We start from the raw sequence: 12,575 nt of genomic DNA, 5'->3' as shown, positions 1-12,575 counted from the left end.
TTTTGTTCTTTTTTTCCTCCCCGTGCCCGTTGTGGGCGCTCACTATCTGTCCCTTCCGCTTGTTGGGGCGGGGGTAACGCGGCGAAGCTGGTGCTGCTTCCGGCAACCGCAATGCCTCGCAGCATGCATTGCCAGCTTCGCGGCTTACACCGCTCCTACAACAACCGTCGGCGTCGGCACTGCTGACCACGGGAAGGGTTTGTAGCCTCGCACCTGCAACGGCACGCCCAAGGCATCGAAGGCCGCGACAATTCCGGCGCAGCGCTTCCGGTCCAGCTGTTCGCCGAGACACACCGGCAGATCGCGGCAGGCAGCCAAAGCCTCGCCAATCGATACAGCCAACAACGCCGCCACCTGACGCGCTGCATCCTTCACATGCTGCGCGGGACATTGCGCCAGCACCACATCGAAGCTGGCGTAGATGCCGGGCCCGACATCCAACGCCCGTGCGGCTTCCTGCTCGGCCTCCGCGGCCTCGCCCAAGGCCTCATCGATACCCGGCACCTGCAGGAACGCATCGTACTCGGCGTAGTAATCCAGTGCCGCTGCGTAGTCCTCCAGCGTCGATAGCGGACGCTGGCGCTTCTGCACATCAAGCACATCGGCAAAGGTCGCCGGTTCCAGGAAGCTCGAAAGACCCAAGGCACGCGCCGCCGTCGGCAACTCATCATCATCGAAGGCTTCGGCCTCGCTGGCCGGCAGCCAGAACGAAGCATTCAAGGCGCCGCCTTCGCTGGCGTGGACCCAGCCGTAGCGCGCCCACACCTCATCGTCGTCGTTGCAGCTGGCAAAGCTGTCCAGGGTCTGGCGGAGATCCAACAGTTCAATCATGCGTCGCTGGGCAAACAATCGGCGGAGCTGCAGTCTAGCGGCGCCGGCCGCAGGCGCAATGCAACCACCACGCCGAGTGCAGCGAACAGCGCAGCACCATATTGCGCATGGACCAATCCCTGCAGCGCCTGCGCGCTGTCAGCCGGTGCGGTTGCACGTGCCGCATTGGCCAGCATCACCAGCACAGCCAGGCCCAGGGCACCGCCGATCTGCTGTGCAGTGGCCGCCATGCCGGAAGCCACGCCTTGCTGCGCGGCAGGAACGCCCTGCCCGGCCACGATCCACATCGCCGTCCAGGTCATGCCCTGACCCAGGCTGAGCAGCACGATGCCCGGCAGCAGCGGCCAGTAACCAGCACCGTGCGGCAATGCAAAGGCAACGCCAGCAATTCCCAATGCCCCCGCCGCCAAGCCCCACGCCAGCACCTGCCGTGGCGAACGTACCGCCAACATGCGCTCGGCGATGCGGATGCCGACGGTGCACACCAGCGTCGGCGGCAGGAACGCCATACCCGCCTGCAACGGGCTCCAGCCATAGCCGTCCTGGTAGTACAGGGCCAGGAAGTAGTACTGCACGCCGAAGCTGCTCATGAACAACATGGTCAGCCACATCGCGGTACGCAGCCCGGGCACCCGCAGCAAGGCGAAGTGCATCAGCGGATCGGCACTGCGTTTCTCGATCAGCACGAAGGCTGCCAGCAACAGCAACGACAACAGCAGGCAGGCCAGTGTTATCGGCGCAGCCCAGCCCCATTCCGGCCCCTGTACCAGGGTGGTGACCAGCAGGCTGCCGCCGACGGTCACGCTGAAGCAGCCGGCGAGATCGAAGGTTCGACCACGTGCACGTGGGCCGTCCGACGGCAACCAGACGCCACCCAGCACTGCACAGGCCCCGGCAATCGGCACGATCACCAGCAGCACCGATGCCCAGCCGAACTGCTGGGTCAGCACGCCACCGAGCAGGGTTCCCAGCGCAAGGCCACCGGCACTGGCCATGCTCCAGATCGCCAGTGCCCGATTGCGCGGCGCGCCTTCGGCATACAGCGTATTGATCAGGGCCAGGGTGGCCGGGAACAGCAAGGCCGCACCAATGCCCTGCACCGCGCGCGCCGCCACCAGCAGCCACGCGCTGCTGCTGAAGCCACCAACCAGCGAAGCCAATGCGAACAAGGCCATGCCCAGCCGATAGAAGCGCCGCTTGCCGAGCAGGTCGGCCGCGCGGCCACCCAGCAACAGGCAACCACCAAAGGCCACGGTGTAGGCGCTGACCACCCATTGCAGCTGCTGCGCATTGATCTGCAGCGCGCGCCCCATGTCATGCAGGGCGACGAAGATGATGGTGGCGTCCAGGGCGATGATCAGCTGTGCCGTGGCCAACAGCGCAAGCGCCAGCCGCGGTGTGGCAGAGAGTGGAGACGACGAAACCTGCATTGCCTGAATCCAGAAACACGGGGGCGCACAGTCTTATTGATGACGCGGCGCAGATAAATCAGGATACATGCATATTTGTAATGCGGATTTGCATCAATGGATACCATGGACCTCAACGCGGTACGCATGCTGGTGCAGGTCGCCGACGCGCGCAGCTTCACCGTAGCCGCGGGGCAGCTTGGGCTCAGCCAATCCGGCCTGTCGCGGGCGATCAGCCGGCTGGAGCAGTCGTTGGGGGTACGCCTGCTCCACCGCAATACCCGCAACGTCAGCCTGACCCCGGACGGGCGCCTGTTCGTCGAGCACTGCCAACCGCTGCTCAGTGGCCTGGAAGACGCCCAGCGCCAACTGGGCGATCGCCCGTGTATTCCCTCAGGCGTGTTGAAGCTGACCGCGCCCTCGATGTTTGGTCGCAAGGTGCTGGTGCCCTTGGCCGGAAAACTGATCGCCGCGCATCCACAGCTGCAGTTCGAGCTGGTGCTCAATGACCGCCTGGTCGACCTGGCCGAAGAGGGTTTTGACGCCGCCCTGCGCACCGGCCCGATCAGCGATGTACGGATGGTGGCCAGGCCCTTGCGGCCGCTGCGCTGGGTGACGGTTGCCGCACCGGACTACCTCGCCCGCCACGGCCAGCCCGCAACCGTGGAAGCGCTGCAGGAACACACCTGCCTGGCGGTACGCAATCTGCGCAGTGGCCGCCTGGTGGATTGGCAGTTCCGGGCGCTGGATGGGCAGATGCACGACTTCACCCCGCCGACGCGGATGGTGTTCGACAGCGGTGACCCGCTGGTGGAAGCCGCCCTGGCCGGTATTGGCATCGTCCAGGTGATGGACTTCGCCGTCGCCGACGCGCTGGCCGATGGGCGTTTGCAGCGCGTGTTGCAGGCCAACGAAGGCCGAACCCGCGCCCTGTCGCTGGTCTATCCACCTTCGCGGCAGGTATCGCCCAAGCTGAAGGTTCTGGCAGAAGCCTTGCTGGCCGGCGATTGGTGAAGCCCAACAGCGTCGGTTCCAGCTCGCGTTGTCCACACAGGCTGTGTCCCGGCATATACACAAGCTGTGGATAAGAACCCGCAGCCCTTGTGTACCAAGCCCTCGCAAGCACTGGTGAATTTTTGGCCAGACCTCACATGTAACTCCGAGCCATGCTCGGCAGGGGCCTTGCCAGCAATCCAGAACTGCTGGAGCGGCGTCAGCCGCGACGCCTCGGCAGGGCAAGCCAAAGCACCCCTCCCAAACCCTCCCCTTCGCTGCGCGAAAGGGAGGGAGCAACGGCGGTAGTGCCGAGCCATGCTCGGCAGGGGCTTTCCCAGCAATCCATCAGATGTGGGAACGGCGTCAGCCGCGAAGCTCGCGGCAATGACCCGTTGGGCATTTCTGCCATCTGGACATCTACGAGCTTCACGGCTGACGCCGCTCCTACAAATGGGTTTATCGGTAAAGCCCATGCCGAGCATGGCTCGGCACTACAGGGGTTGGCTTATCAGCCAGCGAAGCTGTCGGTGGCGCGTACCAGTGCGTCGACGTTCTCGGCTTCAAATGCCGAGTGGCCGGACGCCGGGCTGATCTGCAGCGTCGCCTTCGGCCAGACCTTGTGCAGTTCCCAGGCATTGGCCAGCGGGCAGACCACGTCGTAACGGCCGTGCACGATCACACCCGGGATGTGGGCGATCTTGTGCGCGTCGCGCAGCAGCTGGTCTTCCACCTCGAAGAAGCCACCGTTGACGAAGTAGTGGTTCTCGATGCGAGCGAAGGCCAGTGCGAACTGCGGGTCTTCGTGGCTGTTGACGAAGTCGTCGTCCACATGCAGGAAGCTGGTGGCACCTTCCCACACGCTCCATGCCTTGGCGGCAGCCAGGCGCGTGGCCTCGTCGTCACTGGTCAGGCGGCGGTGGAAGGCCGAGATCAGGTCATGGCGCTCAACGAGAGGGATCGGCTTGAGGTAATGCTCCCAGGCGTCCGGGAACAAACGATTGGCGCCTTCCTGGTAGAACCATTCCAGCTCCCAGCGACGCAGCATGAAGATGCCGCGCAGCACCAGCTCGGTCACCCGCTGCGGATGGGTTTCCGCATAGGCCAACGCCAGCGTCGAACCCCAACTGCCACCGAATACCTGCCAACTGTCGACGCCGAGCTTCTCGCGCAGCTTCTCGATGTCGGCGACCAGATCCCAGGTGGTGTTGTCGACCAGATCGGCATGCGGGGTGGAACGGCCAGAACCACGCTGATCGAACAGGATGATGCGGTACTTGGACGGGTCGTGGAACTGGCGCATCTTGTCGCTGCAGCCGCCACCCGGGCCGCCGTGCAGCATCACCACCGGCTTGCCGTTGGGATTGCCGCATTGTTCGAAATACAGCGTATGGCGGTCGTCGACCTTGAGCGTGCCGGTGTCGTAGGGCTCGATGGCGGGGTAGAGCGTGCGCATGGCAGCCTCGCTGGGAACAGGCCGGCTAGTCTAACGCAGCGATGTTGCGGTCTTGTCTGCGTTGCAGCGTCCCATCAAGGCGTTGCATTGCTCGCCGGGGTGATGCGGTCCAGCAGCCACAGGCCATCGAAGCGCTGGCGGGCTTCGGCCAAGGGCAAGCCGTCGGCATAGTCCATGCTCCATAGTCGGCTGGCCGCATCGTCCTCGCCAGGCAAGCTGCCTGCATGCAGGTCCACAAACACCGCTGCGGCATTGGCGGTCAGGCGCGACTCCAGCTGTGCCGGCCGCGCCCCCACCTCACGCAGTTGCTGATCGATGTAATCGCGGTAGCTGCCCTGCGCGCCGGCGTAATGCAGCACATAGGCCTGCGCCTGCAGCCTCTTCGGCAAGGCGCTGGTCACGTTGTCCACCGGCGGGAAGCCACGTGGATGACCGTCGCGGTAGCCACCGAGTCTGTTCAGATGCGCGTAATGCCCCCAGATGATCGCCTTGCGCCCCGGGTAGGCTTGTTCCAGCAGCCACTGCAGGTTGCCGGCCATGACCGGATCGTGCTCATCGAAAGGCCGCAGTTGCCAGCTAACCTCGGCCATGCGTTGCAGGCTGGCGTTGATGCGCCGCCAGAAACCATCGCTGTCAAACACATCGTCGCCGTGCTCGGCGTCCGGCGCTGGCAACAGTTGCAGCAACCATTGCGAATCATCGAGGAAGCGCTGGCGTACGCGGGCGTCGGCCATTGCCAGCTTGCCATCGAGCAATTGCTGGACCTGCTGCAGATGCAGCTGCAGGCGTTGCCGTGCCATTTCATCCAGTCGCTGCCGTAGCAATCTCTCGCGCAGCTGCGGCACCAGCTGGCGGCGTGAGAGTCCGCCACTCAAGCGACCATCGAAGCCTGCCAGCTGCATCGCATCCGGCGTATCACGTTGTGCGTCCAGATAGTCATACAGCGGCCACACCTCGGCGCTGTTGGCGTACATGTAGAAGATGTTGCCGGGCGCGTTGGCACGCAGTGGCAGCCGCGATTGCCATAGGCGGGCGACGTCGAACAAGCCGCTTTCCAGCACCAGCAGGTCAAAGCCCTTGCGCTCATGCAGGTAGCGCACGGTGCGCACCTTGCTTTCGTAGATATTGCCTTCGCCATGGGTGAGCTCATCGAGCATGACGATGCGCTTGTCGCCAATGGCCTCGCCAAGGGGCGCCAGATCGGCGAAGTCATCCTGCATCGGCGAGCCCTCGCGCAAGGGATGGATGGGCGCGTGTTTGCTGGCAGCCGGCGTTGCGGCGCAGCCCAGTGATGTGGCGAGTAATACGGCAGCGAACGCGGTACGGATCATCGGCATCCCCGGCTTGGAATGGCGATGCTACGTGAGGTTTCGGGGTGCGTCATGCGGACAAGGAATGACCTGATTGACGCGGTGAAATGAGATTTTTGACCTCGCTCTGGCTCTGGCTCTGGCTTCGCTTTGGATATTGTCATTCCCGCGGAGGCGGGAATCGCTCTGGCTCTGGCTCCGGCTCTAGCTTTGGCTTTGAAAGTCGTCATTCCCGCGAAGGCGGGAATCGCTCTGGTCTTTGCTTTTGCTTCTGCATTTGATTTGGGAGCAAGAGCCAGAGCCCAGAGCCCAGAGCCAGAGCCAGAGCGATTCCCGCCTTCGCGGGAATGACGACTTTCAAAGCCAAAGCTAGAGCCGGAGCCAGAGCCAGAGCGATTCCCGCCTCCGCGGGAATGACAATATCCAAAGCGAAGCCAGAGCCAGAGCCAGAGCGAGGTCAAAAATCTCATTTCACCGCGTCAATCAGGTCATTCCTTGTCCGCATGACGCACCCCGAAACCTCACGTAGCATCGCCATTCCAAGCCGGGGATGCCGATGATCCGTACCGCGTTCGCTGCCGTATTACTCGCCACATCACTGGGCTGCGCCGCAACGCCGGCTGCCAGCAAACACGCGCCCATCCATCCCTTGCGCGAGGGCTCGCCGATGCAGGATGACTTCGCCGATCTGGCGCCCCTTGGCGAGGCCATTGGCGACAAGCGCATCGTCATGCTCGATGAGCTCACCCATGGCGAAGGCAATATCTACGAAAGCAAGGTGCGCACCGTGCGCTACCTGCATGAGCGCAAGGGCTTTGACCTGCTGGTGCTGGAAAGCGGCTTGTTCGACGTCGCCCGCCTATGGCAATCGCGGCTGCCACTGCGTGCCAACGCGCCCGGCAACATCTTCTACATGTACGCCAACAGCGCCGAGGTGTGGCCGCTGTATGACTATCTGGACGCACAACGTGATACGCCGGATGCGATGCAGCTGGCAGGCTTCGATGGTCGCTTGAGTGGCGGACTCTCACGCCGCCAGCTGGTGCCGCAGCTGCGCGAGAGATTGCTACGGCAGCGACTGGATGAAATGGCACGGCAACGCCTGCAGCTGCATCTGCAGCAGGTCCAGCAATTGCTCGATGGCAAGCTGGCAATGGCCGACGCCCGCGTACGCCAGCGCTTCCTCGATGATTCGCAATGGTTGCTGCAACTGTTGCCAGCGCCGGACGCCGAGCACGGCGACGATGTGTTTGACAGCGATGGTTTCTGGCGGCGCATCAACGCCAGCCTGCAACGCATGGCCGAGGTTAGCTGGCAACTGCGGCCTTTCGATGAGCACGATCCGGTCATGGCCGGCAACCTGCAGTGGCTGCTGGAACAAGCCTACCCGGGGCGCAAGGCGATCATCTGGGGGCATTACGCGCATCTGAACAGACTCGGTGGCTACCGCGACGGTCATCCACGTGGCTTCCCGCCGGTGGACAACGTGACCAGCGCCTTGCCGAAGAGGCTGCAGGCGCAGGCCTATGTGCTGCATTACGCCGGCGCGCAGGGCAGCTACCGCGATTACATCGATCAGCAACTGCGTGAGGTGGGGGCGCGGCCGGCACAGCTGGAGTCGCGCCTGACCGCCAATGCCGCAGCGGTGTTTGTGGACCTGCATGCAGGCAGCTTGCCTGGCGAGGACGATGCGGCCAGCCGACTATGGAGCATGGACTATGCCGACGGCTTGCCCTTGGCCGAAGCCCGCCAGCGCTTCGATGGCCTGTGGCTGCTGGACCGCATCACCCCGGCGAGCAATGCAACGCCTTGATGGGACGCTGCAACGCAGACAAGACCGCAACATCGCTGCGTTAGACTAGCCGGCCTGTTCCCAGCGAGGCTGCCATGCGCACGCTCTACCCCGCCATCGAGCCCTACGACACCGGCACGCTCAAGGTCGACGACCGCCATACGCTGTATTTCGAACAATGCGGCAATCCCAACGGCAAGCCGGTGGTGATGCTGCACGGCGGCCCGGGTGGCGGCTGCAGCGACAAGATGCGCCAGTTCCACGACCCGTCCAAGTACCGCATCATCCTGTTCGATCAGCGTGGTTCTGGCCGTTCCACCCCGCATGCCGATCTGGTCGACAACACCACCTGGGATCTGGTCGCCGACATCGAGAAGCTGCGCGAGAAGCTCGGCGTCGACAGTTGGCAGGTATTCGGTGGCAGTTGGGGTTCGACGCTGGCGTTGGCCTATGCGGAAACCCATCCGCAGCGGGTGACCGAGCTGGTGCTGCGCGGCATCTTCATGCTGCGTCGCTGGGAGCTGGAATGGTTCTACCAGGAAGGCGCCAATCGTTTGTTCCCGGACGCCTGGGAGCATTACCTCAAGCCGATCCCTCTCGTTGAGCGCCATGACCTGATCTCGGCCTTCCACCGCCGCCTGACCAGTGACGACGAGGCCACGCGCCTGGCTGCCGCCAAGGCATGGAGCGTGTGGGAAGGTGCCACCAGCTTCCTGCATGTGGACGACGACTTCGTCAACAGCCACGAAGACCCGCAGTTCGCACTGGCCTTCGCTCGCATCGAGAACCACTACTTCGTCAACGGTGGCTTCTTCGAGGTGGAAGACCAGCTGCTGCGCGACGCGCACAAGATCGCCCACATCCCGGGTGTGATCGTGCACGGCCGTTACGACGTGGTCTGCCCGCTGGCCAATGCCTGGGAACTGCACAAGGTCTGGCCGAAGGCGACGCTGCAGATCAGCCCGGCGTCCGGCCACTCGGCATTTGAAGCCGAGAACGTCGACGCACTGGTACGCGCCACCGACAGCTTCGCTGGCTGATAAGCCAACCCCTGTAGTGCCGAGCCATGCTCGGCATGGGCTTTACCGATAAACCCATTTGTAGGAGCGGCGTCAGCCGTGAAGCTCGTAGATGTCCAGATGGCAGAAATGCCCAACGGGTCATTGCCGCGAGCTTCGCGGCTGACGCCGTTCCCACATCTGATGGATTGCTGGGAAAGCCCCTGCCGAGCATGGCTCGGCACTACCGCCGTTGCTCCCTCCCTTTCGCGCAGCGAAGGGGAGGGTTTGGGAGGGGTGCTTTGGCTTGCCCTGCCGAGGCGTCGCGGCTGACGCCGCTCCAGCAGTTCTGGATTGCTGGCAAGGCCCCTGCCGAGCATGGCTCGGAGTTACATGTGAGGTCTGGCCAAAAATTCACCAGTGCTTGCGAGGGCTTGGTACACAAGGGCTGCGGGTTCTTATCCACAGCTTGTGTATATGCCGGGACACAGCCTGTGTGGACAACGCGAGCTGGAACCGACGCTGTTGGGCTTCACCAATCGCCGGCCAGCAAGGCTTCTGCCAGAACCTTCAGCTTGGGCGATACCTGCCGCGAAGGTGGATAGACCAGCGACAGGGCGCGGGTTCGGCCTTCGTTGGCCTGCAACACGCGCTGCAAACGCCCATCGGCCAGCGCGTCGGCGACGGCGAAGTCCATCACCTGGACGATGCCAATACCGGCCAGGGCGGCTTCCACCAGCGGGTCACCGCTGTCGAACACCATCCGCGTCGGCGGGGTGAAGTCGTGCATCTGCCCATCCAGCGCCCGGAACTGCCAATCCACCAGGCGGCCACTGCGCAGATTGCGTACCGCCAGGCAGGTGTGTTCCTGCAGCGCTTCCACGGTTGCGGGCTGGCCGTGGCGGGCGAGGTAGTCCGGTGCGGCAACCGTCACCCAGCGCAGCGGCCGCAAGGGCCTGGCCACCATCCGTACATCGCTGATCGGGCCGGTGCGCAGGGCGGCGTCAAAACCCTCTTCGGCCAGGTCGACCAGGCGGTCATTGAGCACCAGCTCGAACTGCAGCTGTGGATGCGCGGCGATCAGTTTTCCGGCCAAGGGCACCAGCACCTTGCGACCAAACATCGAGGGCGCGGTCAGCTTCAACACGCCTGAGGGAATACACGGGCGATCGCCCAGTTGGCGCTGGGCGTCTTCCAGGCCACTGAGCAGCGGTTGGCAGTGCTCGACGAACAGGCGCCCGTCCGGGGTCAGGCTGACGTTGCGGGTATTGCGGTGGAGCAGGCGTACCCCCAACGACTGCTCCAGCCGGCTGATCGCCCGCGACAGGCCGGATTGGCTGAGCCCAAGCTGCCCCGCGGCTACGGTGAAGCTGCGCGCGTCGGCGACCTGCACCAGCATGCGTACCGCGTTGAGGTCCATGGTATCCATTGATGCAAATCCGCATTACAAATATGCATGTATCCTGATTTATCTGCGCCGCGTCATCAATAAGACTGTGCGCCCCCGTGTTTCTGGATTCAGGCAATGCAGGTTTCGTCGTCTCCACTCTCTGCCACACCGCGGCTGGCGCTTGCGCTGTTGGCCACGGCACAGCTGATCATCGCCCTGGACGCCACCATCATCTTCGTCGCCCTGCATGACATGGGGCGCGCGCTGCAGATCAATGCGCAGCAGCTGCAATGGGTGGTCAGCGCCTACACCGTGGCCTTTGGTGGTTGCCTGTTGCTGGGTGGCCGCGCGGCCGACCTGCTCGGCAAGCGGCGCTTCTATCGGCTGGGCATGGCCTTGTTCGCATTGGCTTCGCTGGTTGGTGGCTTCAGCAGCAGCGCGTGGCTGCTGGTGGCGGCGCGCGCGGTGCAGGGCATTGGTGCGGCCTTGCTGTTCCCGGCCACCCTGGCCCTGATCAATACGCTGTATGCCGAAGGCGCGCCGCGCAATCGGGCACTGGCGATCTGGAGCATGGCCAGTGCCGGTGGCCTTGCGCTGGGAACCCTGCTCGGTGGCGTGCTGACCCAGCAGTTCGGCTGGGCATCGGTGCTGCTGGTGATCGTGCCGATTGCCGGGGCCTGTGCAGTGCTGGGTGGCGTCTGGTTGCCGTCGGACGGCCCACGTGCACGTGGTCGAACCTTCGATCTCGCCGGCTGCTTCAGCGTGACCGTCGGCGGCAGCCTGCTGGTCACCACCCTGGTACAGGGGCCGGAATGGGGCTGGGCTGCGCCGATAACACTGGCCTGCCTGCTGTTGTCGTTGCTGTTGCTGGCAGCCTTCGTGCTGATCGAGAAACGCAGTGCCGATCCGCTGATGCACTTCGCCTTGCTGCGGGTGCCCGGGCTGCGTACCGCGATGTGGCTGACCATGTTGTTCATGAGCAGCTTCGGCGTGCAGTACTACTTCCTGGCCCTGTACTACCAGGACGGCTATGGCTGGAGCCCGTTGCAGGCGGGTATGGCGTTCCTGCCGCCGACGCTGGTGTGCACCGTCGGCATCCGCATCGCCGAGCGCATGTTGGCGGTACGTTCGCCACGGCAGGTGCTGGCGTGGGGCTTGGCGGCGGGGGCATTGGGAATTGCTGGCGTTGCCTTTGCATTGCCGCACGGTGCTGGTTACTGGCCGCTGCTGCCGGGCATCGTGCTGCTCAGCCTGGGTCAGGGCATGACCTGGACGGCGATGTGGATCGTGGCCGGGCAGGGCGTTCCTGCCGCGCAGCAAGGCGTGGCTTCCGGCATGGCGGCCACTGCACAGCAGATCGGCGGTGCCCTGGGCCTGGCTGTGCTGGTGATGCTGGCCAATGCGGCACGTGCAACCGCACCGGCTGACAGCGCGCAGGCGCTGCAGGGATTGGTCCATGCGCAATATGGTGCTGCGCTGTTCGCTGCACTCGGCGTGGTGGTTGCATTGCGCCTGCGGCCGGCGCCGCTAGACTGCAGCTCCGCCGATTGTTTGCCCAGCGACGCATGATTGAACTGTTGGATCTCCGCCAGACCCTGGACAGCTTTGCCAGCTGCAACGACGACGATGAGGTGTGGGCGCGCTACGGCTGGGTCCACGCCAGCGAAGGCGGCGCCTTGAATGCTTCGTTCTGGCTGCCGGCCAGCGAGGCCGAAGCCTTCGATGATGATGAGTTGCCGACGGCGGCGCGTGCCTTGGGTCTTTCGAGCTTCCTGGAACCGGCGACCTTTGCCGATGTGCTTGATGTGCAGAAGCGCCAGCGTCCGCTATCGACGCTGGAGGACTACGCAGCGGCACTGGATTACTACGCCGAGTACGATGCGTTCCTGCAGGTGCCGGGTATCGATGAGGCCTTGGGCGAGGCCGCGGAGGCCGAGCAGGAAGCCGCACGGGCGTTGGATGTCGGGCCCGGCATCTACGCCAGCTTCGATGTGGTGCTGGCGCAATGTCCCGCGCAGCATGTGAAGGATGCAGCGCGTCAGGTGGCGGCGTTGTTGGCTGTATCGATTGGCGAGGCTTTGGCTGCCTGCCGCGATCTGCCGGTGTGTCTCGGCGAACAGCTGGACCGGAAGCGCTGCGCCGGAATTGTCGCGGCCTTCGATGCCTTGGGCGTGCCGTTGCAGGTGCGAGGCTACAAACCCTTCCCGTGGTCAGCAGTGCCGACGCCGACGGTTGTTGTAGGAGCGGTGTAAGCCGCGAAGCTGGCAATGCATGCTGCGAGGCATTGCGGTTGCCGGAAGCAGCACCAGCTTCGCCGCGTTACCCCCGCCCCAACAAGCGGAAGGGACAGATAGTGAGCGCCCACAACGGGCACGGGGAGGAAAAAAAGAACAAAA

The 12,575-nt window shown here is 64.1% G+C and carries 10 protein-coding genes; 5 read left to right on the top strand and 5 right to left on the bottom strand.

Annotated elements, in window-relative coordinates; genetic code table 11:
* Nucleotides 1–144: 144 nt before the first annotated feature.
* Both ACVOLI_RS18860 and ACVOLI_RS18855 read right to left on the bottom strand, forming a co-directional pair.
* On the bottom strand, nucleotides 145–831 hold the full coding sequence (locus tag ACVOLI_RS18860) for a DUF7716 domain-containing protein (protein WP_481615549.1): 687 nt from the start codon (nucleotides 829–831) through the stop codon (nucleotides 145–147).
* Nucleotides 828–2,261, bottom strand: a complete 1,434-nt coding sequence (locus ACVOLI_RS18855) for an MFS transporter (RefSeq protein WP_481615550.1) — start codon at nucleotides 2,259–2,261, stop codon at nucleotides 828–830. The genes ACVOLI_RS18860 and ACVOLI_RS18855 overlap by 4 nt, the downstream gene beginning before the upstream one ends.
* 105 nt (nucleotides 2,262–2,366) lie before the next feature.
* Here ACVOLI_RS18855 and ACVOLI_RS18850 point away from each other — a divergent pair, with 105 nt between their 5' ends.
* Nucleotides 2,367–3,254, top strand: a complete 888-nt coding sequence (locus ACVOLI_RS18850; protein WP_481615553.1) for a LysR family transcriptional regulator — start codon at nucleotides 2,367–2,369, stop codon at nucleotides 3,252–3,254.
* 490 nt (nucleotides 3,255–3,744) lie between these two features.
* On the opposite strand, the gene pip (ACVOLI_RS18845) is transcribed toward ACVOLI_RS18850, so the two are convergent.
* Both pip (ACVOLI_RS18845) and ACVOLI_RS18840 read right to left on the bottom strand, forming a co-directional pair.
* Nucleotides 3,745–4,689, bottom strand: a complete 945-nt coding sequence (pip, locus tag ACVOLI_RS18845; protein ID WP_481615551.1) for a prolyl aminopeptidase — start codon at nucleotides 4,687–4,689, stop codon at nucleotides 3,745–3,747.
* 74 nt (nucleotides 4,690–4,763) lie between these two features.
* Entirely contained in the window at nucleotides 4,764–6,020 is a 1,257-nt protein-coding gene (locus ACVOLI_RS18840; protein ID WP_481615552.1) for an erythromycin esterase family protein, read from the bottom strand.
* A gap of 535 nt (nucleotides 6,021–6,555) precedes the next feature.
* Between ACVOLI_RS18840 and ACVOLI_RS18835 the strand changes: the two genes are divergently transcribed.
* Both ACVOLI_RS18835 and pip (ACVOLI_RS18830) read left to right on the top strand, forming a co-directional pair.
* Nucleotides 6,556–7,812: an erythromycin esterase family protein gene (locus tag ACVOLI_RS18835; RefSeq protein WP_481615552.1), complete on the top strand. Its 1,257-nt coding sequence runs from the start codon at nucleotides 6,556–6,558 to the stop codon at nucleotides 7,810–7,812.
* Between the two features lie 74 nt (nucleotides 7,813–7,886).
* Complete coding sequence (gene pip / locus ACVOLI_RS18830) at nucleotides 7,887–8,831, top strand: prolyl aminopeptidase (RefSeq protein ID WP_481615551.1); 945 nt, start codon at nucleotides 7,887–7,889, stop codon at nucleotides 8,829–8,831.
* Nucleotides 8,832–9,321: 490 nt separating this feature from the next.
* Here the strand turns inward: pip (ACVOLI_RS18830) and ACVOLI_RS18825 are convergent, their stop codons facing one another.
* Nucleotides 9,322–10,209, bottom strand: a complete 888-nt coding sequence (locus tag ACVOLI_RS18825) for a LysR family transcriptional regulator (RefSeq protein ID WP_481615553.1) — start codon at nucleotides 10,207–10,209, stop codon at nucleotides 9,322–9,324.
* 105 nt (nucleotides 10,210–10,314) lie between these two features.
* On the opposite strand from ACVOLI_RS18825, the gene ACVOLI_RS18820 reads away from it, so the two are divergent.
* Both ACVOLI_RS18820 and ACVOLI_RS18815 read left to right on the top strand, forming a co-directional pair.
* Nucleotides 10,315–11,748, top strand: coding sequence for an MFS transporter (locus ACVOLI_RS18820; protein WP_481615550.1), 1,434 nt, complete (start codon nucleotides 10,315–10,317; stop codon nucleotides 11,746–11,748).
* The gene (locus ACVOLI_RS18815; protein WP_481615549.1) at nucleotides 11,745–12,431 is read left to right on the top strand and encodes a DUF7716 domain-containing protein; all 687 of its coding nucleotides are present in this window, start codon (nucleotides 11,745–11,747) and stop codon (nucleotides 12,429–12,431) included. The genes ACVOLI_RS18820 and ACVOLI_RS18815 overlap by 4 nt, the downstream gene beginning before the upstream one ends.
* Nucleotides 12,432–12,575 lie beyond the last annotated feature (144 nt).

Source organism: Stenotrophomonas sp. STEN029 (assembly GCF_056760015.1).
The sequence above is the reverse complement of the archived record's forward strand: the minus strand, read 5'-3'. Positions and strand labels throughout refer to the sequence as shown.